Source organism: Streptomyces sp. NPDC046900, from assembly GCF_040644975.1.
Lineage (GTDB): Bacteria > Actinomycetota > Actinomycetes > Streptomycetales > Streptomycetaceae > Streptomyces.
The window spans coordinates 35,441-57,770 of record NZ_JBEYXD010000008.1 but is presented as its reverse complement, the minus strand read 5'-3'; the positions used below and the strand labels follow the sequence as shown (position 1 = coordinate 57,770).

20 protein-coding genes are annotated in these 22,330 nt (G+C 70.9%); 13 read left to right on the top strand and 7 right to left on the bottom strand.

All coding sequences use genetic code 11. The annotated features are described in order from the left end of the window. Nucleotides 1-13: 13 nt before the first annotated feature. The 3 genes from ABZ904_RS10845 to ABZ904_RS10835 are packed head-to-tail and all read left to right on the top strand — an operon-like array spanning nucleotide 14 to nucleotide 2,823. Nucleotides 14-1,063 (top strand): LLM class flavin-dependent oxidoreductase, encoded by a 1,050-nt coding sequence (locus ABZ904_RS10845; protein WP_359404353.1) that lies wholly within the window; start codon nucleotides 14-16, stop codon nucleotides 1,061-1,063. Beyond that, nucleotides 1,056-2,087, top strand: coding sequence for an LLM class flavin-dependent oxidoreductase (locus ABZ904_RS10840; protein ID WP_359404350.1), 1,032 nt, complete (start codon nucleotides 1,056-1,058; stop codon nucleotides 2,085-2,087). Before ABZ904_RS10845 ends, ABZ904_RS10840 begins: the two co-directional genes overlap by 8 nt. 19 nt (nucleotides 2,088-2,106) lie before the next feature. Next, nucleotides 2,107-2,823: an NAD(P)-binding domain-containing protein gene (locus ABZ904_RS10835; RefSeq protein ID WP_361822509.1), complete on the top strand. Its 717-nt coding sequence runs from the start codon at nucleotides 2,107-2,109 to the stop codon at nucleotides 2,821-2,823. Nucleotides 2,824-3,072: 249 nt separating this feature from the next. Here ABZ904_RS10835 and ABZ904_RS10830 read toward each other — a convergent pair whose 3' ends face one another. Beyond that, complete coding sequence (locus tag ABZ904_RS10830; RefSeq protein ID WP_359404344.1) at nucleotides 3,073-4,467, bottom strand: alpha/beta fold hydrolase; 1,395 nt, start codon at nucleotides 4,465-4,467, stop codon at nucleotides 3,073-3,075. Nucleotides 4,468-4,675: 208 nt separating this feature from the next. On the opposite strand from ABZ904_RS10830, the gene ABZ904_RS10825 reads away from it, so the two are divergent. Next, the gene (locus ABZ904_RS10825; protein WP_361822506.1) at nucleotides 4,676-5,662 is read left to right on the top strand and encodes a winged helix-turn-helix domain-containing protein; all 987 of its coding nucleotides are present in this window, start codon (nucleotides 4,676-4,678) and stop codon (nucleotides 5,660-5,662) included. 51 nt (nucleotides 5,663-5,713) lie between these two features. On the opposite strand, the gene ABZ904_RS10820 is transcribed toward ABZ904_RS10825, so the two are convergent. Continuing rightward, the gene (locus ABZ904_RS10820) at nucleotides 5,714-6,598 is read right to left on the bottom strand and encodes a LysR substrate-binding domain-containing protein (protein ID WP_360997989.1); all 885 of its coding nucleotides are present in this window, start codon (nucleotides 6,596-6,598) and stop codon (nucleotides 5,714-5,716) included. A 118-nt stretch (nucleotides 6,599-6,716) separates the two neighbouring features. Between ABZ904_RS10820 and ABZ904_RS10815 the strand changes: the two genes are divergently transcribed. From ABZ904_RS10815 to ABZ904_RS10785, 7 genes are all read left to right on the top strand, one after another. Continuing rightward, nucleotides 6,717-7,388, top strand: coding sequence for a succinate dehydrogenase (locus tag ABZ904_RS10815; RefSeq protein WP_360998054.1), 672 nt, complete (start codon nucleotides 6,717-6,719; stop codon nucleotides 7,386-7,388). A gap of 2 nt (nucleotides 7,389-7,390) precedes the next feature. Then, complete coding sequence (locus tag ABZ904_RS10810) at nucleotides 7,391-9,340, top strand: fumarate reductase/succinate dehydrogenase flavoprotein subunit (RefSeq protein WP_359404335.1); 1,950 nt, start codon at nucleotides 7,391-7,393, stop codon at nucleotides 9,338-9,340. Further along, nucleotides 9,337-10,086, top strand: coding sequence for a succinate dehydrogenase/fumarate reductase iron-sulfur subunit (locus ABZ904_RS10805; RefSeq protein ID WP_361822503.1), 750 nt, complete (start codon nucleotides 9,337-9,339; stop codon nucleotides 10,084-10,086). The genes ABZ904_RS10810 and ABZ904_RS10805 overlap by 4 nt, the downstream gene beginning before the upstream one ends. Nucleotides 10,087-10,362: 276 nt before the next feature. Then, nucleotides 10,363-11,133 carry a GNAT family N-acyltransferase gene (locus ABZ904_RS10800; protein WP_359404329.1) on the top strand — a complete coding sequence of 257 codons (771 nt, stop codon included), beginning with the start codon at nucleotides 10,363-10,365 and terminating at the stop codon, nucleotides 11,131-11,133. A 155-nt stretch (nucleotides 11,134-11,288) separates the two neighbouring features. Then, nucleotides 11,289-12,113, top strand: coding sequence for a lysophospholipid acyltransferase family protein (locus ABZ904_RS10795; RefSeq protein WP_359404370.1), 825 nt, complete (start codon nucleotides 11,289-11,291; stop codon nucleotides 12,111-12,113). Between the two features lie 185 nt (nucleotides 12,114-12,298). Beyond that, nucleotides 12,299-13,798, top strand: coding sequence for a metallophosphoesterase (locus ABZ904_RS10790; protein ID WP_361822500.1), 1,500 nt, complete (start codon nucleotides 12,299-12,301; stop codon nucleotides 13,796-13,798). Nucleotides 13,799-13,944: 146 nt separating this feature from the next. After that, a complete protein-coding gene (locus tag ABZ904_RS10785; RefSeq protein ID WP_360997984.1) occupies nucleotides 13,945-14,418 on the top strand; it encodes a nuclear transport factor 2 family protein in 474 nt (157 codons plus the stop codon). On the opposite strand, the gene ABZ904_RS10780 is transcribed toward ABZ904_RS10785, so the two are convergent. Together ABZ904_RS10780 and ABZ904_RS10775 are read right to left on the bottom strand one after the other, a co-directional pair. Continuing rightward, entirely contained in the window at nucleotides 14,388-15,443 is a 1,056-nt protein-coding gene (locus tag ABZ904_RS10780) for an LLM class flavin-dependent oxidoreductase (RefSeq protein WP_361822497.1), read from the bottom strand. The two genes, ABZ904_RS10785 and ABZ904_RS10780, sit on opposite strands and share 31 nt — an antisense overlap. A 48-nt stretch (nucleotides 15,444-15,491) precedes the next feature. Continuing rightward, entirely contained in the window at nucleotides 15,492-15,950 is a 459-nt protein-coding gene (locus ABZ904_RS10775; protein WP_361822494.1) for a MarR family transcriptional regulator, read from the bottom strand. A 188-nt stretch (nucleotides 15,951-16,138) separates the two neighbouring features. Here ABZ904_RS10775 and ABZ904_RS10770 point away from each other — a divergent pair, with 188 nt between their 5' ends. Both ABZ904_RS10770 and ABZ904_RS10765 read left to right on the top strand, forming a co-directional pair. Further along, nucleotides 16,139-17,107: an alpha/beta hydrolase gene (locus tag ABZ904_RS10770; protein ID WP_359404308.1), complete on the top strand. Its 969-nt coding sequence runs from the start codon at nucleotides 16,139-16,141 to the stop codon at nucleotides 17,105-17,107. A 251-nt stretch (nucleotides 17,108-17,358) separates the two neighbouring features. Beyond that, nucleotides 17,359-18,018: a DUF1707 domain-containing protein gene (locus ABZ904_RS10765; protein ID WP_361822491.1), complete on the top strand. Its 660-nt coding sequence runs from the start codon at nucleotides 17,359-17,361 to the stop codon at nucleotides 18,016-18,018. A 66-nt stretch (nucleotides 18,019-18,084) separates the two neighbouring features. Here ABZ904_RS10765 and ABZ904_RS10760 read toward each other — a convergent pair whose 3' ends face one another. From ABZ904_RS10760 to ABZ904_RS10750, 3 genes are all read right to left on the bottom strand, one after another. Next, nucleotides 18,085-20,034: an amino acid transporter gene (locus ABZ904_RS10760; RefSeq protein WP_361822488.1), complete on the bottom strand. Its 1,950-nt coding sequence runs from the start codon at nucleotides 20,032-20,034 to the stop codon at nucleotides 18,085-18,087. A gap of 206 nt (nucleotides 20,035-20,240) precedes the next feature. Further along, nucleotides 20,241-21,071, bottom strand: coding sequence for a GNAT family N-acetyltransferase (locus tag ABZ904_RS10755; protein ID WP_361822485.1), 831 nt, complete (start codon nucleotides 21,069-21,071; stop codon nucleotides 20,241-20,243). 248 nt (nucleotides 21,072-21,319) lie between these two features. Then, on the bottom strand, nucleotides 21,320-22,123 hold the full coding sequence (locus tag ABZ904_RS10750) for an SDR family NAD(P)-dependent oxidoreductase (RefSeq protein ID WP_359404299.1): 804 nt from the start codon (nucleotides 22,121-22,123) through the stop codon (nucleotides 21,320-21,322). Nucleotides 22,124-22,330 lie beyond the last annotated feature (207 nt).

Genomic DNA, 22,330 nt, shown 5'->3' with positions numbered 1-22,330 from the left:
GCAGGAGGAGTCCATGACGGCCCAAGGCTTCGAACTGGGGCTCAACTCGTTCGGGGAGGTCGCCACCGATGGCGGCGGCACGCTGAGCGACGCCGAGACCGTTCGCCTGATCGTCGAGGAGGCCAAGCTCGCCGAAGCCGTGGGGCTCGACGTGTTCAGCATCGGTGAGCACTACCGCCGGGGCCACAACGACAGCGCCACCCCCGTCCTGCTCGCCGCGATCGCCACCGCGACGGAGCGCATCCGGCTCGGCACCTCGGTGACCGTGTTGAGCACGAACGATCCGGTGCGGCTGTACCACGAGTTCTCCACCCTGGACGCCGTCTCCAACGGGCGTGCCCAGCTCGTACTCGGCCGGGCGTCCGCCACCGACTCGTTCCCGCTGTTCGGCTACGACCTCGCCGACTACGAGGAGCTGTTCGAGGAGAAGCTGGACCTGTTCATGCGTCTGCAGCGCGAGGAGACGGTGACCTGGTCGGGGAAGTTCCGGCCGCCGCTCGTCGAGCAGCAGCTGCATCCCCGGATGCCGCCGGGCGGCATCCCCACCTGGATCGGTGTGGGAGGCAGCCCGAACTCCGTGGTCCGCGCCGCCCGCTACGACCTGCCCCTCATGCTGGCCATCATCGGCGGGCGCCCCCAGCGGTTCGCCGGCCATGTCGAGCTCTACCACCGCACTCTCGAACAGCTCGGACACGCCAGGCGACCGGTCGCCCAGCACTCGCTGGGGATGGTCGCGGACACCGACGAGGAGGCACTCGAGACCTGGTGGACGTACTGGCAGCCGCTCGTGGCCCAACTCGCGGCGGAACGCGGGTTCTACAAGCCGACCCGTGAGCGCTACCTGCAGGAGATCGACTCGGGCGCGCTCTTCGTCGGCTCACCCGAGACCGTCGCCCGCAAGATCGCCACGATGGCCCGCGACCTGCGGCTGAGCCGTTTCGACCTCAAGTACGACGTACTGAATCTGCCCCGCGAAGCCCGGGCCCGCACCATCGAGCTGCTGGGCCGCGAAGTCGCCCCGCGGGTGAAGGAACTGCTCACGAAGGAGCCCACCCATGTCTGATCTCGTCTTCGGTCTGGACACGTTCGGTGATGTGCCGCAGGACGACTCCGGCACCCCGGTGTCCGACGCGCGAGCCATCCGGCAGGTCGTCGACGAGGCCGTTCTCGCGGAGGACACCGGCGTCGACGTCATCGCCCTCGGTGAGCACCACCGCCCGGAGTTCGCGATCTCGACTCCCGAGACCGTCCTCGCCGGCATCGCCACCCGTACCGACCGCATCCGTCTGGGCTCCGGTGTGACCGTGCTGAGCTCCGACGACCCGGTCCGCGTCTTCCAGCGCTTCTCCACCGTGGACGCGCTCTCGAACGGCCGGGCCGAGGTCATCCTCGGACGAGGCTCCTTCACCGAGTCGTTCCCCCTCTTCGGATACGACCTGAGCGACTACGACGTGCTGTTCGAGGAGAAGATCGAGCTCTTCGCCAAGCTGCTGGAGGAGAAGCCCGTCACCTGGAGCGGCACCAAGCGGGCTCCCCTCGACAACGCCGACGTCTTCCCCAAGACCGAGTCCGGGCACCTGACGACTTGGGTCGGAGTCGGCGGTACGCCCCAGTCGGTCATCCGCACCGCGCAGTACGGGTTCCCGCTCATGATCGCCATCATCGGCGGCACCCCGGAGCGCTTCGCGCCGTACATCGACCTCTACCAGCGCGCCACCGACAAGTTCGGCACGACCGCTCATCCGGTCGGGATGCACTCGCCGGGCTTCATCGCCGACACGGACGAGGAGGCCCGGGAGCTGCACTGGCCGCACTACCGGGTCATCCGTGACCGCATCGGCGCGCTGCGGGGCTGGCCGCCGATCCGCAAGGAGGAGTACGACGCCGAGATCGAGCACGGCTCCCTCTACATCGGCTCTCCCGAGACGGTCGCCCGCAAGATGGCCCGCGCCATCAAGGCACTCGGCGTCGGCAGGTTCGACCTCATCTACACCACGGGGGCACAGCCCATCAGCGCCCGTCTGCGCGCCGTGGAGCTGTACGGCACCAAGGTGGTCCCGATGGTCCGCGACATCCTCGCCGGCTGACGCCATGAACGGAGAAGACATGGACACCGCCACTGTGCGCACCGTCGGCGTCCTGGGCGCGGGCAAGGTCGGGACCGTGCTGGCTCGACTCGCCCTGGCAGCCGGCCATCGCGTGCTCATCGCCGGATCCGGCGACCCCGCCAAGATCGCCCTCACCGTCGAAGTCCTCACGCCCGGCGCTGTCCCGGTCGCCGCCGCGCAGGCCGCGGCGGAGGCGGACGTGGTCGTCCTGGCGCTCCCGCTCGGCAAGTACCGCAGCATTCCCGCCGAAGCGCTGCGGGGCAAGCTCGTCATCGACGCGATGAACTACTGGTGGGAGGTCGACGGCATCCGCGAGGACCTCACCGACCCGCTCACCTCCTCGAGCGAGATCGTGCAGGCGTACCTGCCCGGAGCGCGTGTGATCAAGGCGTTCAACCACATGGGGTACCACGACCTCGAGGACGAGGCCCGGCCCGCGGGGGCGCCGGGACGCAAGGCGATCGCGATCGCCGGTGACGATCCCGAGGACCTCGCCACCGTCGCGCACCTCGTCGACGCAGTCGGCTTCGACCCCGTCGTGGCGGGCCCTCTCACCGAGGGAGTACGGCTCGAACCGGGCACCGAGCCTTTCGGCGCCGATGTCGGTGCCGGGGAACTGCGCGCGATGCTCGACCGCTTCCCGGAATCGGACCGTGGACGGATCGTGCTCAGCGCGCGGACGGCCGCCGCGGCGTCGACCGGACAGGCCGCCTGACCCACGCTCCGCGAGGGCCGCGCCGAACGCGGGTCGAGCGCCGCCCGACATGCTTCGGGACGAAGTCCGAGTCCTGCGCGGCCGCACGGCACGAGAGGCGAGGCCCCCACCCGGATCCCCGGTGGAGGCCTCGTCGTTGTCCGTTCCGCTCTCGGTGTCACCGGCCCGGTGATGTGTGTCTCTGACGACCGCGTCCGGGCCGCTGCCCGGGCTCCCGCCCCCGTGATCGTGCGGTGAGCCACCCCATGGTCAGCGCCTCAAGAGGAAGTCGAACACCGCCTGGCGGCCCTTGTCGCTCGCCGCCCTGTTCTGCACCGAGTGCGCGGCACCCGGCACCACCACGACCCGGGCTCGCGGCGTCAGCTTCTTCTGGTCGTACAGCCATTCAAGCGGGGTCGACAGATCCCGGTCGCCGCCGAGCAGCAGTACCGGTACGCCCGGAAGACGGCGGTGCTCCGGCGGCAGCGGCTGCACCGGAGTGCGCGGCCAGTGCAGACAGCTGAGCATCGAGCCGAGGCCCGTCGCGGTGGCCGCGTCGAAGGGGCCGTAGTCGGCGGGCGTCAGGTCCGCGCCCGCCTTCTCCAGCGCCTCCTGGCGCCCCGCCACCGGTGTGTCCGCCCTGCCCCACGGATAGCGCCCGTCCAGGCACAGGGTCGAGGCGTGCAGCCCCTGGCTCAGCTCCTCCGCGGTGGCCGCGCTTCCCTCCCGTACGCCCGCGATCAGGCCCTGCAGCTCTGCGGGGTCGCCGCCCGCCGCCTGGTGCAGGGCGTCGATCATCGCCGCGTAGTCCGGGTCCACGAACTCCCAGGTGGTCAGCGTGTCCAGGACGTCGACGCCGTTGCCGTACGTGTCCACCACCTTGGCCAGATCCGCCGCCGGGTCCGTATGGCAGCCGATCGCCGCGCACGCCTCCGTCAGCACACGCGGCGCCGCTCGCATGGCGGCGCGGTCCATCGGGTCGTAGCCGGTCTGCGGCACCACCGAGTCCAGCACCATCCGGGCCACGTGCTGCGGGTGCGCCAGGGCGTACCGCTCGGCGGTGTACGTGCCGTACGAGACACCGTCCAGCGTCATCTTCCGCACGCCCAGCGCCCGGCGCAGCAGATCCAGGTCGGCGACCGTGTCGTTCGTACCGTAGAAACGGCGGTCGGGGCCGATGGCCGCGGCGCAGTCCGTCACCGCCCCCGCGGTGGGCGGCGTGAGATCGGACGACCCCATCTCCTTCTGCAGCTGCGGGCATTGCAGCGCGCCCGCACCGGTGCCGCGCTGGTCGACCATGACGAGCCGGTAGTCCTTCAGCAAGGGCGCCAGCTTCTTGCTCAGTCCTTCCACGAACGGCACACCCGGCTGCCCCGGACCGCCCGTCAGGAACAGCAGTACGCCCTTCGGGGCCTTCACGTTGTCCGCCATCGCGACCTGCAGGCCCAGCCGGCCCTGCACGCCGCCGCTGTGGTCGAGCGGGACCGTCAGCGTGCCGCAGCTGAAGCCCTCCAGCCCGGGGCAGGCTGCGACGCCGGAGAGTCCCCCGTGCTCCCCGGCCGGCGCCGCGGCCGCCCGGTCCTGGGCTGTCGAGGTGCAGGTCCCCGACAGCATCAGCGCGCCGGCGGCCAGCGCGACCGTCGCCAGCGCTCTGGGCCTCCGCATCCCGCGTACCCGTGCCTTCCCGATCCGTTGTGTTCTCCGCATCCCCGGCATCCCCCCGGCTCTCGCGCGCCTCCGCGCCCCCTTGTCCTCGTCGGCCACAAGACTGCGCGGAGCAGGCCCCCCGGGGCAGCTTTCGTGCCACGATTCGAGCAGGTTCGAAGGGACACGGGACAAAGGGACTTGGGCGAGGGGCAGCCGAGGGGGAGCCGTGATCGAACTCACCGTGGACGCCGCCGGGCTGGCCCGCTCCCGCTTCGCGGTCTCGCCGTTGCACGAGGTCGCGGCGACGCTGCTGCCATGGGGCGTGTGCCCGGGCTCGGACGCCGATCCGTGGGTCACACGCGCCCGGCGCGTGCTGCGCCGTGCCGGTCTGCCGCTGCTGTCGGAGCTGGCCCTGGACGGCGGCGGTTATGTGCCGGATTTCCTCAGTCCGCATCCGTCAGGGCCCGCGCCCACCGTCGAGGAGGAACTGGAGCGGGTCCGGTCCACGCCGCCCGAGCGGGTCGTGGGCGAGCTGGAAGCGCTGCGCGACGGCCGCCCGCGCAGCGGCCTGGCCGGGTCGGAGCTGCCGCCGGAGGTACGACGGGCGATGGCCCGGGGCGGCGGTTATGTCGCACGGCAGGCCGCGGAGGAACTCCGGCGCTACTGGGACCTGGCCTTCGCCCCGCACTGGGAGGACGCGAAGGCCGCCCTCGAATCGGAGGTCGACCGGTGCGCCGGTGTGCTGGCACGGCGTGGCGCGGCCCGGCTCTTCAACTCGCTGCACCCCGGTATCCGGTGGGCCGACGGCACGCTGCGCATCGACAGCCGGTTCACGGTGGGGCTCGCCGTGCCCCTGGTCGTCGTGGTGCCGTCGCTCGTGGCGGCGGGGCCGGGCGTGTCCGTGGACCCGGTGCGGGACGGGCAGAGGCCGCCGATGGTGGCCTATCCCGCGCGCGACAGGCCCGCCGCGCCGACGACCTCCTCCGCCGAGCTGGCCAGGCTGCTCGGACCCACCCGCGCCGGGCTGCTCGCGGCGCTGGCGCGACCGGCCTCCACCGCGCAACTCGCGGCACGTCATTTCCTCAGTCCCGCAACGGTGTCGTACCACCTGGGCGTGCTGCACCGGGCGGGACTCGTCGCACGCGCCCGGTCCGGGCGGGCCGTGCTCTATCGCCGCACCCCGGAGGGATCCCGGCTGACGGGAAGCCGGTAGGCACGGCCCCCGGTGGCGCCGCCGTCCGGTCACCGGAAGCAAGCCGGCCGCTCACCGCTCCAGCAGCATCCGCTGAAGCTCCCTGGCCGCGCGCGGCGGGGCCACGTCGCTGCGGTGGGCCAGGGCGATGGTGCGGTACAGGCCGGGCCGGGCCAGCGGGGTCACGCGCAGGCCGCGTCCGGAGCGGGTGGCGATCATGCGCGGGACGACGGCGACGCCGAGACCCGCCCGTACGAAGCCGAGGACCGCGTCCATCTCACCGCCCTCCACCGCGAACTCCGGCTCGAAGCCTTCGGCGCGGCAGGCCGCCACCGTCAGTTCCCGCAGGTCGTAGCCATGGCGGAACATGACAAGACGCTCGCCCTCCAGGTCCGCGATACGCACGGTGCGGCGGCCGCCACCGGGTCTGGGCTCGTCGGGCGAGGACACCACCACCAGATCCTCGCGCAGCAGCTCCACCGTGCTCAATGCGGGGGAGGGGGTGGGCAGGGGAAGCACGATCAGTGCCAGGTCGAGGGCGCCGCGCGCCAGTTCCCGGACCAGGTCGTGGGAGCCGCCCTCCTCGATCAGCAGCTGGATTCCGGGGTAGCGGTCGTGGAAGGCGCGCAGCACGTCCGGCAGCAGTCCGGTGCACACGCTCGGCGTCGCGCCCAGGCGCACCCGGCCGCGGCGCAGCTGCGCCAGTTCCTGCACCTCGTGCCGCGCCGTCTCCGCGTCGGCGAGGATGCGGCGGGCCAGCGGCAGCAGCGCCTCGCCCGCGTCCGTGAGCGTGATGTTGCCGCGCGCCCGCAGGAACAGATCGGCGCCCAGCTCCCGCTCCAGCGCCCTGATCTGCTGCGACAGCGACGGCTGGGCGACATGGACGAGGTCGGCGGCCCGCGTGAAGTGCCGGGTCTCGGCGACCGCCACGAAGTACTGGAGCTGCTGGAACTGCACCTCACCAGCATAGGGCCTGCCTATCGAAACGAGGCGGACCATGTCTTGGACCGATGACAACCCCCCGCCCTAGCGTTCTGCCATGGCTCTGGCAACGCGGACGGACCGACGGCCGTCCATGGCACGCACCGTGTGGGACTCGACCGTCGGCAAGAAGACCGTGATGGCGGTCAGCGGGCTGATCATGCTGCTGTACCTGGTCGCCCACATGTACGGCAACCTGAAGATCTACTTCGGGGCGGGCGACTTCAACCACTACGCCCACTGGCTGCGCACCATCGGCGAGCCCGTCGTGCACTACGAGTGGACGCTCTGGCTGATCCGGGTCGTGCTGGTGGTCGCCGTCGTGGCGCACGCCGTCTCCGCGTACCAGCTCAGCCGCCGCGACATCAAGGCGCGCCCCAGCAAGTACGTGCACACGAGGCCGCGGGCGAGCTATGCGACCCGCACCATGCGCTGGGGCGGGATCATCCTCGGCCTGTTCATCGTCTGGCACATCCTCGACCTGACCACCGGCACCGTGCACTCCGGCGGCTTCCAGGAGGGCCACCCGTACCAGAACGTCGTCGACACCTTCTCCACGTGGTACGGCGACGTCATCTACATCGTGGCGATGCTCGCCCTCGGCCTGCACATCCAGCACGGCTTCTGGAGCGCCGCCCAGACCCTCGGCGTCGGCAGCCGCACCCGGGACCGCGCCCTGAAGACCACAGCCAATGTCCTCGCGCTGTTGCTCACGGCCGGTTTCATCGCCGTGCCCGTGGGCGTCATGACCGGAGTGGTGAGCTAGAGATGACTTCCTATGCGGACTACGCGACCGGTGAGCCGGTCGCCGACACCAAGGCCCCGTCCGGCCCGGTCGGCGAGCGCTGGGACAAGCGCCGTTTCGAGGCCAAGCTGGTCAACCCGGCCAACCGGCGCAAGCACACGGTGATCGTCGTGGGCACCGGCCTCGCCGGCGGCTCCGCGGGCGCCACCCTCGCCGAACAGGGCTACCACGTGGTCCAGTTCTGCTACCAGGACTCCCCGCGCCGCGCCCACTCGATCGCCGCGCAGGGCGGTATCAACGCCGCGAAGAACTACCGCAACGACGGCGACTCGATCCACCGCCTCTTCTACGACACCGTCAAGGGCGGCGACTTCCGGGCCCGCGAGTCCAACGTCCACCGCCTCGCCCAGATCTCGGTCGAGATCATCGACCAGTGCGTGGCACAGGGCGTGCCCTTCGCGCGCGAGTACGGCGGGCTCCTCGACACACGCTCCTTCGGCGGCGTGCAGGTCTCCCGCACCTTCTACGCCCGCGGCCAGACGGGCCAGCAGCTCCTCCTCGGCGCCTACCAGGCGCTCTCGCGGCAGATCGCCGCCGGCAACGTGGAGATGCATCCGCGTACCGAGATGCTCGATGTGATCGTGATCGACGGGCGGGCCCGCGGCATCGTCGCCCGCGACCTGATCACCGGAAAGATCGACACGTACTTCGCGGACGCCGTGGTCCTCGCCTCCGGCGGCTACGGCAACGTCTTCTATCTGTCGACCAACGCGATGAACTCCAACGCGACCGCCATCTGGCGGGCCCACCGGCGCGGCGCCTACTTTGCCAACCCCTGCTTCACACAGATCCACCCCACCTGCATCCCGCGGACCGGCGACCACCAGTCCAAGCTCACGCTGATGAGCGAGTCGCTGCGCAACGACGGCCGGATCTGGGTGCCGAAGGCGAAGGGCGACAACCGGCCGCCGAACGAGATCCCCGAGGACGAGCGCGACTACTACCTCGAGCGCATCTACCCGTCCTTCGGCAACCTGGTGCCCCGCGACATCGCCTCCCGCGCCGCCAAGAACGTCTGCGACGAGGGCCGTGGCGTCGGACCCGGCGGCCAGGGCGTCTACCTGGACTTCGCGGACGCGATCAAGCGCATGGGCCGAAAGAAGGTCGAGGAGAAGTACGGCAACCTCTTCGACATGTACGCGCGGATCACCGCGGAGAACCCGTACGAGGTGCCGATGCGGATCTACCCCGCGGTGCACTACACGATGGGCGGCCTGTGGGTCGACTACGACCTGCAGACCTCGATCCCGGGCCTGTTCGCCGTCGGCGAGGCGAACTTCTCCGACCACGGCGCGAACCGCCTCGGCGCCTCCGCGCTGATGCAGGGGCTCGCCGACGGCTACTTCGTCCTCCCGTCGACGATCAACGACTACCTCGCCCGCAACCCGCACCAGGACCAGGTCACGACCGACCACCCCGCCGTCCAGGAGGTGCTCGCCGAGACGGAGGACCGGCTCAACCTGCTGCTGTCCGTCGACGGCGACCGCACCCCGGACTCCTTCCACCGCGAGGTCGGCGAGCTCATGTGGGAGTTCTGCGGCATGGCCCGTACCGACGCGGGACTGCGCAAGGCCCTGGAGCGCATCCCGCAGATCCGTGAGGAGTTCTGGCGGCGGATCAAGGTGCCGGGCACCGGCGAGGAGTTCAACCAGTCGCTGGAGAAGGCCAACCGCATCGTCGACTACCTGGAGCTCGCCGAGCTGATGTGCCTCGACGCGCTGCACCGCTCCGAGTCCTGCGGCGGCCACTTCCGCGAGGAGTCCCAGACCCCCGACGGGGAGGCCGCCCGCAAGGACGACGAGTTCGCCTACGCGGCCGCCTGGGAGTTCACGGGCACCGGCGAGGCGCCCGTCCTGCACAAGGAAGACCTGGTCTTCGAGTACGTCCACCCCACCCAGCGGAGCTACGCATGAAGCTCACCCTGCGCGTCTGGCGGCAGAAGAACGCCGACGCAGAAGGCGCCATGTCCACATACGAGGTGGACGGAATATCGACCGACATGTCCTTCCTGGAGATGCTCGACACCCTCAACGAGGAGCTCATCCTCAAGGGCGAGGACCCCGTCGCCTTCGACCACGACTGCCGCGAGGGCATCTGCGGCGCCTGCTCGCTCGTCATCAACGGCGACGCGCACGGCCCCGAGCGGACCACCACCTGCCAGCTGCACATGCGGTCCTTCAAGGACGGCGACACGATCGACATCGAGCCCTGGCGGGCCTCGGCCTTCCCGGTGGTCAAGGACCTGGTCGTGGACCGCTCGGCCTTCGACCGGATCATCCAGTCCGGCGGCTACATCACCGCCCCGACCGGCGCCGCGCCCGAGGCCCACGCCACGGCCGTGCCGAAGGCGGACGCCGACTTCGCCTTCGAACACGCGGAGTGCATCGGCTGCGGCGCCTGCGTGGCCGCCTGCCCGAACGGCGCGGCGATGCTGTTCACCTCGGCCAAGATCAACCACCTCAATGTGCTGCCGCAGGGCGCGCCCGAGCGCGAGAGCCGCGTCCTGGACATGGTGGCCCAGATGGACGCGGAGGGCTTCGGCGGCTGCACGCTGACCGGGGAGTGCGCCACCGCGTGCCCGAAGGGCATCCCGCTCGTCTCCATCACGAACATGAACAAGGAGTGGCTGCGCGCGACCCGCAAGTCGGGCGGTCGCTAGCACCGAGACTGGCCGGCGCCGCTCGGGACGGGGCGGCGCCGGCCGCACGACGTTCGCCGGCACGGTGCGGACGGGCGGGACCGGGCGTGGTGCTCAACCCCGGTCCCGCCGACAGTCGTGCGGCAAGGCGACCCCTGGCATTCAACATTCCCACATCCACTCTCCTGGCTGCGGTTACGCGTAGGCCAACCGGCATCGGAAGAACAGGATCGCGCAGATCGCACTGACACGGTCTGCCGACGCACCGCCGAACCGGCCCGTGACCAGGAGAGAGCCATGACCGGCGTTTCCACGCTCGCCATCCCCCCATCGCCCGTGGCACCCACGCGCTACACCGTCAGCCTCGCCCGTGACGAGGCCGACGTCCGGGCCGCACAGCGGCTGCGCCACGATGTCTTCGCCGGTGAGATGGGTGCCCTCCTGTCCACGCCGCAGCCGGGCCTCGACATCGACCCCTTCGACGCGTACTGCGACCACCTGCTCGTCCGCGACACGGTGACCGACCAGGTCGTGGGCACCTACCGGCTGCTCCCGCCGGAGCGGGCCGCGGTCGCCGGGCGGCTGTACTCGGAGGGCGAGTTCGACCTCACTCCGCTCGACGGCATCCGCTCCGGGCTCGTCGAGGTCGGCCGCTCCTGCGTGCACCCCGACCACCGCGACGGCACGGTCATCGGCCTGATCTGGGCGGGCATCGCCCGCTACATGGTCGACGGCGGCCACGAGTGGCTGGCCGGCTGCTGCTCCCTGCCGCTCGCCGACGGCGGCACCATGGCCGCCGGCACCTGGGAGCGCGTCCGGAACAAGTACCTGGCGCCCGAGGAGTACCGCGTACAGCCGCTGCTGCCCTGGCGCCCCGAGGTCGAGGCCCCGGCCGGGCACGCCGAGCTGCCCCCGCTGCTGCGCGGCTATCTGCGCCTGGGCGCCTGGGTGTGCGGCGAGCCCGCGCACGACCCGGACTTCGGCGTCGCCGACCTGTACGTCCTGCTGTCGATGCGCCGGGTCAACTCGCGCTACCTGCGGCACTTCCTCTCGCTCGTCCCGGCGTGATGAACACCCGGATCGGTGTGAGGGACATGTCCCGCCCCGGATTGACGCTGCGCCCGCGCCGTGCGGCGCTGCTCGCGAACGCGACGGCGCTCCCCGCCGCCGCGCCGGTCACCGAACGACGGCGCCCCGGCAGCGGCCGCAGGGCCCCTGCCCCGGTGAGCGCCTGGCTGCCGAGCGCACCGTGCTCGCCCATATCCTGCGTGGACGGCACGGCCTCGGCGGCCACCGCACCGCTCGCCGTCCTGCGGCTGGTGAGCGTGCTGACCCTGCTCATCGCCGGGATCGCACTCTTCCCGGCGGCGCGCCTGCTCTCCGCCGCACGGCGCGCGCGGATCATCAGGGCCTGGTGCCGGGCGGTGGTGCGCGCCGCGGGCGTCCGGCTCCGGATCACCGGTGCCGCCCCGCAGGACGGCGGTCTGCTGATGGTCGCCAACCACATCTCCTGGATGGACATCCCGTTGCTGGCCGCCGTCCGTCCGGGCCGGATGCTGGCGAAGACCGAGATCCGGCAGTGGCCGGTGGCCGGTGCGCTCACCGCGAGCAGCGGGGCGCTGTTCATCGATCGTGACCGGCTGCGGGCGCTGCCCGACACGGTCGCCCGCATCGCGAACGGCCTGCGTGCCGGATCGGCGATCGTGGTCTTCCCCGAGGGGAGCACCTGGTGCGGGCGGGCGCAGGGGCACTTCCGCCGGGCCGCCTTCCAGGCGGCGCTGGACGCGGGTGTCCCGGTGCAGCCGGTGCGTCTGCACTACCGGCTCGACGGGGGCTCCGCCACCACGGCGCCCGCGTTCGTGGGCAGTGACTCGTTGCTGACGTCGGTGTGGCGGGTCGTCTCGGCGCGGCGGCTCGTCGCGGAGGTCCGGGTCACTCCGCTGCTGGTGCCGGACGCCGGCACCGACCGACGGGCCCTGGCCTTCGCCGCGGAGCGGGCCCTGGACCTGCCGGCCGGCGGGCACGCGGACCTGCCCGCACATCACTGATGTTCTGACGCCCGTCCCCGGGCCGGGAGGTGTCCCGGCCCGGGCGGACGGACGCATGGAGGTGCGGCGCCCGCGCGCTGACCTCCGACGAGCCGCCCGCCCCTGTCGACGTGCACGGCCCGTTCGAGCCCGTCCGGGTGGGACCTGATCTCGGCCCTTGTCTCGGCCATTGCTACGGTTCACCGGTGTCCGAATCTTCACGCGATACGGCCGAGGGCGCCGGGTGGGGCGCCGAAGAGCGCGGCGAATACCGCGCATTGATGCCACGTCAGGTCGAGAAGGTCTACTGGCTGAACCCCAAGACGCTCTGGGCGGCCCGCAACGGCGTGCTGGCCTCCTGGTTCGGCGACCCCACCGGAGGCACCCGAAGCCGCTGGGTGAAGCAGCAGGAAGCGGCGGGCGCGCCCACCGACAAGGTGATCCGGCGGCACACCGCGGACCGCTTCTCGTTCATGGTCCTCGGAGACACGGGCGAGGGCGACGACCCCCAATACGCCGTGGTGCCCGGCTTCCTGAAGACAGGTCAGGACACGGACTTCGCGGTGATCGCCAGCGATGTCATCTATCCGGTGGGGACCACCGCCGACTACGGCACGAAGTTCTTCCGCCCCTATCAGGGGTATCCGGCGCCCATCTACGCGATACCCGGCAACCATGACTGGTACGAGGACCTGTACGGGTTCATGCGCGTCTTCTGCGAGGCCGCGCCGCCGGCACCGGCCCCCGCGCCGCGCCGGCTGAGCCGGGCCGGGCTGCGCTCCCTGCTGTGGCACAGACCGGCCGAGCCGGACGGGCAACTCGTCCAAGAAGCACAGGCGTTGCGTCCGGACCCGGCCCAGCAGGCCGTTCAGCCCGGCCCCTACTGGGCGATCGACGCCGGGCGCGTCCGCATCATCGGGATCGACACCGGACTGCTGGGCACCATCGACGCCGAACAGGGCCGCTGGCTGCGGGAGGTCTCCAAGGGCCCCCGCCCCAAGATCCTCGTCACCGGCTCCCCCCTGTACGTGGACGGTGAACACCACCCCTGTCCCATCGAGGGCGGCGGTACGGTCGACGACATCGTCCGCGACCCGGACCACCACTACGTCGCGGCGATAGGCGGCGACATCCACAACTACCAGCGCTATCCGGTGGAGGTGGACGGCCGCACGATCCAGTACGTGGTCTCCGGCGGCGGCGGTGCGTTCATGCACGCCACCCACACCATCCCGCGCGTGTCCATCGCGAACGTCACCGAGAAGGACTTCCGTTGCTATCCGCTGCGGGGCGACTCGCTGGCCTTCTACAGCAGGCTCTACGGGCGCCGTCTGCGGCTGCGCCGCTTCTTCACCCTCACCGAGGCGGAGGCGATGGCTGTCATCGCCGAGCGGCTCGGCATTCCGCCCACCCGCACCCCGGGGGGCCCGGTCCGGGTCACACCGCGCGTCCGGCTGGTCGCAGGACTGCTGGGGGCGGGGCGCCGTCCCGAACGGGCCTCCCGCTTCCGGCTGCCCGTGCGCAAGATCTACACCCGGCTCTTCTCCCCGGGCTCGGCCACCTACAGCCCGCCGTTCTTCAAGAACTTCCTGCGCCTTGACGTCACCGCGGAGGCGATCCGGCTGCGTTGCTTCGCGGCGACCGGCAATCTGCGCCAGGAAGTCGACCCACCGGTCGAGGACGAGGTGACGATCCCGCTGGTGTGACGACCGGGCCCGGCCCCACAACCCGGGCCCCGCGCCGGGGAACCGCCTCCCGGCGGCCATTCGGCAGTACCGTTCTTGCGTGAGAACCGTCGTTCTCATACCGTGGCCGTCAGCTGGAGAACGAGCGTTCTCACGACGGAGATGACATGACGAGCGAATCGCGCCCGCCGTTCCCGCCCTTCACCCGGGAGACGGCCGTGCAGAAGGTGCGGCTGGCGGAAGACGCCTGGAACTCCCGTGATCCGGAGAAGGTCGCCCTCGGCTACACGGTCGACTCCCGCTGGCGCAACCGCGCCGAGTTCATCGACGGCCGTGACGAGATCATCGCCTTCCTCACCCGCAAATGGCGGCGGGAACTGGAGTACCGGCTCATCAAGGAACTGTGGGCCTTCGACGGCAACCGTATCGCCGTGCGCTTCGCGTACGAGAGTCACGACGACTCGGGCAACTGGTTCCGCTCCTACGGCAACGAGAACTGGGAGTTCGACGACAACGGACTGATGCTCAAGCGCTATGCGTGCATCAACGACCTTCCCGTCAAGGAGTCGGAGCGCCTCTATCACTGGCCGCAGGGACGCCGGCCCGACGATCACCCGGGACTGAGCGACCTCGGCCTCTGACGCTCGCGGGCCGGGTTCCGGGCCGTCCCTAGCCCGGCCACCCGGGCGAGCCTCCGGTACGAGTCCAGGAGCGCCGGGCGGTCGTATGTGCTCGTGGTGACGAGCACCTCCTGGGCCCCTGTCTCCTCGATCAGACTCTCGAGCTCACCGGCCACCTGCTCCTCGGTGCCGGCGATGTGGCCGACGAGCCCGGCCTCGTAGAAGCCGCGCTCCTTGGCGCTCATCGCGAGGGACTCCACGCGCTCGGCGGGAGGCAGAGGCGGGAAGGAGCCACGGGTCCGCGCGTACGCCATCGACCAGGCCTCGGGGAGCAGGATCCGCCGGGCCTCCTCGAGGGTGCCGGCGACCGCGATCGTGCCGGAGACGACGACGTACGGCTCGCTCGCCCAGGCGGAAGGCCGGAAGGACTCCCGGTAGGTCTCGATCCCGCGCAGCATCTTCTCGCGGTTCCGGAGGTCCCCGATGACCATGGGCAGCCCGGCATGGGCGGCGATCGTCGCGCCCTCGCCCATGGCCAGCACGAAGGGCGGCACGCGCAGGCCCTCCGCGGGGCGCGCGTGCACCCCGGTGGGTGACGCGCCCGTGAACCATCCCAGGAGCTCGGCGAGTTGGCCGGCGAAGTCGTCGGCGTCGTCCCTGTCCCGGCCCAGCGCCCTGCGCACCCCGTCCGTGAAGCCGACGGAACGGCCGAGGCCCATGTCGATCCGCCCCGGGAAGAGGGCCTCCAGCACACCGAACTGCTCGGCCACGACGAGCGGCCGGTGATTGGGCAGCATCACGCCGCCGGTCCCCACCCTGATGGTCCGGGTGGCGGCGGCGACGGCCGCGGCCAGCACGGTGGGCGCGGAGCCGGCGACCCCGGGCACGCCGTGGTGCTCGGATATCCAGAACCGGTGATATCCCAGTTGCTCGGCCTCCCCGGCCAGACGCACGGTGTCGCGCAGGGCATCGGCCCCTTCGTGGCCCTCGCGGATGCGCGAGCGGTCGAGTACCGAGAAGCGGGTTTGTTCGATCACTGAGCTCACAACGGCTTCAACGCCCTGGAGGGTGTGTGATTCCCCGTCCCGGCGGCCTCAGTGATCGGTGACGTTGGCGGTCAGGAGGCGGAGCAGCTGTTTGGCCAGGGCGTCCTGTTCCGGGGTCAGGCCCATGGAGTCGCCGATGGCGAGGGGCACGTCGCGCGCCTTTTCCTGCAGCCGGGCCCCTGTGTCGGTGAGGCGGATGGCGACGGAGCGTTCGTCCTCCGGGCGGCGCTCCCGGTGCAGGAGGCCGCTTGCCTCCAGGCGCTTGAGGAGTGGTGAGAGGGTGCTGGACTCCAGCTGGAGGGCCTGGCCCAGGTCGCGCACGGAGATCGAGTCCTGCTCCCACAGCACGAGCATCACGAGGTACTGCGGATAGGTGAGGCCGAGTGCGTCGAGCAGGGGGCGGTAGCGCGCGGTCACCGCCCGGGATGCCGCGTACAGGGCGAAGCAGAGCTGGTCGTCCAGAAGGAGGGAACCCTCCTCGGCCGGTTCGGCCGTCGGTGCGCTCATGGCATCGCTCCTCGGTCCGGTGGTCCACACAGCGGTCTTCCACCCTAGCTTTCGGCGCCTGTCGCCATTCTATGGAGAGCGAACTAGTTGTGCACGACTTAATCGAGCGCTACTCTTCCGGTGTGCCGCAGCCCCCGGTGACAACGCCGGTGGGGTCTGCCCGCGGCACCGGATCCCAGGAGATCGCCATGACCGACGCCACCGGCCCCCGCCCCGTCCTCGAGCCCGCCGCGCAGGCCTTCGCCGAAGCCACCGCCAACCCGCCCTACCCCTTCGATCTCGGTCCGGCCGAGGGCCGCAAGGCCGTCGACGAGGTGCAGTCCGGTGAGATCGAGAAGCCCGCCGTGGACGAGGAGTGGATCACCGTGCCCGATGGCCCCACCGGCGAGGTCCGCGCCCGTATCGTCCGCCCGGCAGGAGCCACGGGCGTGCTGCCGGTGATCGTCTACATCCACGGCGCCGGCTGGGTCTTCGGCAACGCCCACACCCACGACCGTCTCGTGCGCGAACTCGCGGTCGGCACCGGCGCCGCGGTCGTCTTCCCCGAGTACGACCTCTCGCCCGAGGCCCGCTATCCGGTCGCCATCGAGCAGAATTACGCCGTCGCCCGCTGGATCGTCACCGACGGTGCGGGCCACCGCCTGGACGCGACCCGCATAGCGGTGGCCGGCGACTCCGTCGGCGGTAACATGACCGCGGCGCTGACCCTGATGGCCAAGGAGCGCGGCGACGTCCCGCTGGTGCAGCAGGTCCTCTTCTACCCGGTGACCGACGCTTCCTTCGACACCGGCTCCTACCACCAGTTCGCCACCGGCTACTTCCTGCGCCGCGACGCCATGGAGTGGTTCTGGGACCAGTACACGACCGACGAGAGCGAGCGCGTCCAGATCACCGCGTCCCCGCTGCGCGCGACCACCGAGCAGCTCGCAGGCCTGCCCCCGGCGCTCGTGATCACCGCTGAGGCTGATGTGCTGCGCGACGAGGGCGAGGCCTACGCGGGCAAGCTCCGCGAGGCAGGCGTTCCGGTCACCGCCGTGCGCTACCAGGGCGTCATCCACGACTTCGTGATGCTCAACGCGCTGCGCGAGACCCACGCCGCCGGTGCGGCCATCGGCCAGGCGGTCGCCGTCCTCCGGACGGCGCTCGGAACGGCCTGATCTCGGTCGGCGCCGAGGGTCCCGGCCCCATGGACGGGCCGGGACCCTCGGCGCACGTCTTCGGCCGCGGACCGACGGTCCCGTACCCGCCGGTGTTCTGGAGTGCGCTGCCCCACCCGGGCGTGCGGGTGGACGCGGGCTTGGCCCGGAGCTATGACGCGATATAGCGTTACTCGGAGAGCGTGGCGATGACGGCGGGTGCTCCGGTGTCGTCGCCCGGTGGAGTCTCCGACAGTTGCGGGGTGAGCGGTATGGCGGGAGAGCTCTCGCGGGCCGAGGAGTTCGCGGGCTCCGGAGTGTCAGTCGGGTTGCGGGCCTCGCACGCGGACCGGGACCGGGTCGTCGATGTGCTGCGCATCGCGGCGGGGGACGGCCGGCTGACCTCCGAGGAACTCGACGACAGGCTGGAGGCAGCACTCTCCGCGCGTACCGTCGGCGAGCTGTCCGTCCTCACGGCCGATCTGCCGGCCGTCGCCGGGGAGGCGGGCGAGTCCGCCGCCCCGGCGAAGAACTTCGTCCGCATCGAGCAGCAGGGCAGTTCGGCCCGGCGGGACGGCGGCTGGGTGGTCCCGCGCCGGATGGAGATCCGCTCGTCGTGGGGCGATGTCACGCTCGACTTCACCGAGGCGGTGATCACGCAGAGCGCCCTGCGGATCGACCTGGACATGCTCGGCGGTTCCCTGGTGCTCATGACCCGGCCGGGAATCGTGGTGGACACCGACTCCCTCACGGTGAGCTACGCCAAGGTCAGGACACAGGGGGCCGGTGGCACCGGTGTGCCGGTGTCCCTGCGTATCGAGCTGGCGGGTGACATCCGGTACGGCCGGGTCGTGGTGCGCTCTCCGCGGCGCACTTTTGCCCAGTGGCTGCTGCGCCGGCCCGCGGCGCGGACCTCACCGACCGGCTGCTGACCCCCGGTCGGCGAGGTCCGGCGCGACGTGCCCATGGACTCGGGCGCCGTCCGTGTGTGCGGCGCGTCAGCCGACGTGGACCCTCGGCCGCCGCTTGCGGTTGTGCTCTGCCTCCCGCAGCACCTCCCGGGTGACGGGGGCGACTTCGCCCTGGCCGAAGAGGAAGAAGCGCAGGAAGTTGGTGAAGGGACTGCCCTCGGTCCATTCGAAGTACATGTGCGGGATGCAGCCGGTCATGTCCCGGGCGTGCAGCAGCAGAGCGGCGAGGGCGTTGGGGATGGAGGACGACTCCAGGGTGAGCACGCGGTAGCGGCCGTGCATGACCTCGCCGTGGACGGTCAGACCGGCCTCGAACTCCGACGGGTCGCCGACCGTCACCTCGACGAAGACGAAGTCGTCCTGCGGCGTGATGTCGTTGTCGGCACGTATCTGCTCGATCTTGGCGCGGTACTCGGCGACGTCCCGGTTGTCCGGCTCGTTGGCGATGAACCGGATCTTGCGGCTGGCGATGTCCCGGACGAAGCGCTCCGCCATGTCGTCCAGGGTCACGCTGGTCACCCGCAGCTCGAAGGAGCGGGCGAGGCGGGAGAGCAGCGAGACGAGGATGATGCCGGCGATGAAGCAGGCGCCGATCTTCACACCGTCGGGCCGCTCGATCACGTTGACGACCGTCGTGTAGAGGAAGACGGCCGAGATGATCGCGAACACGATGGTCCAGTTGCGCTGGGCGGCCTTGCGGGCGGCGATGGTCACCGCGATCGCCGCGGAGCTGATCAGGACCAGCACACCGGTGGCGTAGGCGCCGCCCTGGGCGTCCACGTCGGCGTCGAAGATCCAGGTGACCAGGAAGGCGACCAGAGTGAAGACGACGACCATGGGCCGCACGGCACGCGCCCAGTGCGGCGCCATGCCGTAGCGGGGCAGGTAGCGCGGCATCAGGTTGAGCAGCCCGGCCATCGCGGAGGCCCCCGCGAACCACAGGATCGCGATGGTGGAGACGTCGTAGACCGTGCCGAAGGCGTTGCCCAGGTATTCGTGCGCCAGGTAGGCCAGCGCGCGGCCATTGGCCCGGCCGCCCGTCTGGAACTCCTTCTCCGGGATCAGCAGCGTGGTGATGAAGCTGGTGGTGATGAGGAAGCCGCTCATGATGACCGCAGCAGTGGTCAGCAGCTTCTTGGTCTCCCGGATCCGGCCGGTGGGCCGCTCCTCCGTGTCGCTGGGGTCACCCTGCACATGAGGCATGACGGCGACACCGGTCTCGAAGCCCGACAGACCCAGCGCCAGCTTCGGGAAGACGATCAGCGCCACACCGATCATGACGAAGACGTTCCCGTGCTCGGTGGTCAGGGCGCCCGTCCAGTCGGTGACCACATGACCGGCGGTGGCCACATGCCACAGGCCCACGACGACCACCACGGCGTTCAGCGCGAGATAGACGCCGACCAGGGCGAAGGCGACGCCGATCGCCTCCAGGAACCCCTTGAGGAACACCGCGCCCAGCAGGGCGATGAGCAGCAGGGTGATGACCAGCTGGTGGCCGTGGAGGGTGCCGGTCAGATGCGGGTTCTCGATCAGGTGGGTGGAGGCGTCGGCGGCCGAGAGCGTGATGGTGATCAGGAAGTCGGTGGCGGCGAAACCCAGCAGGGTCAGAACGAACAGCTTGCCCTGCCAAAACGACAGCAGCCGTTCCAGCATGGCGATGGAGCCCTCGCCGTGCGGGCTCTCCTGCGCCACCCGCCGGTAGACCGGCAGGGCGCCGGCCAGGGTGACGATCACGAGGACGATGGTGGCGATGGGGGAGAGCAGTCCGGCGGCGAGGGCGGCGATGCCGGGCTGGTAGCCGAGCGTGGAGAAGTAGTCGACGCCGGTCAGGCACATCACCCGCCACCAGGGCTGGCCCTTGTGCGGTGACTCGGGCTGGGCGTGCGGAGCCGCGGAGCCCTTGCCCATGTCGGACAGCCCCTCCAGCATCCACGCCCGCAAGCGGCTCGCAGGTGGGTGTTCGGTGGTGGCCATCGGCGTGCTCTCCTGCTGTACGGCTCGGTGCGGGACTGGGCCATCACACGGACGGCCGCACCAGCGTATGCGGAGAGTGACGCCTGGGCCCACGGATGTGTGGGGCGAGCGCGTCAAGCTTCCGTTAAGAACGAGCGGTCAGACATCAATGATGCGTCGAAGCAATATCAGGAACGCATCAAAACACCAGGCCGCAACTCGTACCGTTATGCGGCACGAGCGGCGGACCGCCCAGCCCGCGGCGAACACGCTGCGTCATGACGCAGGTGGTCTCCCCCGGCTGCGAGGGTGCTTCCCGCCGCGTGATGGACGTACTCGCGCACCAGCCTGAAACCCGCGGTCCAGGCGAGCAGACGGCTGGCCCGGTTGTGGACCGAGCAGTTCCAGCTCGGGATGTGACCGCGTGCGGTGATGTCCGCGCAGAGGGCGGTGACACAGGCGAGGCCGAGACCGTGGCGGCGGTGTTCGGGGCGGGTGAAGACAGCCACGTCCTCGTACCTGGTGCCGCGGAAGTGCGTACAGGCCACCGCCAGCAGCCGGCCCGTTGCGTCCACAGCCGCCCAGCCGTGACCGGAGGAGGCGAGGCTCGCCGGGCCGCCCCAGGGGGAGTGGATCCACTCCGCCTCGGCGTCGAGTGAGGCCAGGGCGTCGGCGTCCCCGCGGCCGAGACGAAGTACGGCCACGCCCCGCGGAGTGGGGGCGGGCTGCGGATCGGCCTGCAGGGTCCAGACCATGCGTTCCCAGGGCGTGAGACGGTCGAAGGCCGCCCGCAGGGTGGGCAGGAAGCGCGCCGGGGCGTCGATGTAGTGGTGTGCCAGGGGTGCCAGGGCCTCGGGGGTGAGCACGTCCGGCGTCCCGCGGAGCACGGTGAATCCCGCGCAGGACACGGCGATCGCACGGGGCTGGACCGGCCGGTCCGCCCACCAGTGGCCGATTCCGGTGCTCAGTACGTGTTCGCCGACGACGGCCGGCCCCGGCGAGCCCGCGGGCAACCAGCGAGTGAGCGACGGCAGTTGGTCGGGTACGAGTTCGATCATCGACGCCTCCACGTGAGGACGGTGAAGACGCTTCGACGGCGAAGGAGCTCGGACGGCGAAGACGCTTCGGCGGTGAAAGTGGACGAATGGAGCGGGGCGAGCGCCCGTGGCCGGACGCTCGCCCCGCCTTGGGCCGGCGCTACCCCTGGCAGGCCTTGTTGCCGTGGTTCGCCTTCTTCTTGCGGCGGGCCTTCTTCTTCCGGGCTCGCTTGGACATGTGGGTCAACTCCTGTTCCGTGATGTGTTGTTCAAGCGCTGCGGCCGACCAGCAGGTCCGCCAGCTTGTTGAGGCGCTTGACCGTCCGCTCCTCCTGCGCGGCCGGTGCCGGGTCCATGCGCTCGTCGCGGTCGTAGTAGGCACCGTTGACGATCTCCACCGCCGGGTCGCACAGCCGGACCACGGAGGCGGCACCCTCGGCCGGGGCGACGCCTTCGAGCCCGTACAGCGACAGGAGCGCCGTGTCGCAGACGCCCGGGTGCACGGAGACGGCGGTGACGCGCAGGTCGGCCGCGAAGACGGTGAGCGCCAGCTGGGACTGGGCGTAGGCGGCGAGCCGCGAGTAGCGGCGGGCCCGGTTCGGGTCGGACCACTGGATCGACGCCGTCCGGTGCAGGGAGGACGACACGTTCACGACCCGGCCGCCCGGCTCGCTGGTGAGGGCCGGCTCCAGCAGGCAGGTCAGCAGGTAGTGCGCGAGGAAGTTGACCTGGAAGGCGATCTCGTTGCCGTCCGCGGTGACGGTGTGGCGTTCCGGCGCCGCCATGCCGGCGTTGTTCACCAGCACATCCAGGTGCGGGTGTTCGCGCACGACGCGGTCGGCCAGCGCCTCGACCTCCTCCAGGCGAGCGAAGTCGGCCACGTAGGCCCGCAGTTGGGCCTCTTCGATCCGGGTCGTGGCGACGAGACGGTCGACGGCCGCCTGTGTCTCCTCGGCGGTACGACCGTGCATCAGCACGGTGGCGCCGCGCTCGGCGAGCTGGCGGGCGGTCTCCAGCCCGATGCCTGAGGTGGCTCCGGTGATCAGAACGGTACGGGGCGAAAGGTCGGACATGGTCCATTCCGGGGATGCGGGCACGCCGGCTCGGCCCGTGCGGGCGGCCGGTGAGGTGCGGGTATGAGAAAGGGGCGCCGGACGTGGGTCACGGCGCCCCGAGGGCTACGGAAAACGCGTCGGCGTCAGTGGACGACGACTGACATGGGCGTTTCCGGGCAGCGAGGCGCACGACGGGTCACGCCGGGACTCGGCGGCCGGTCGAAG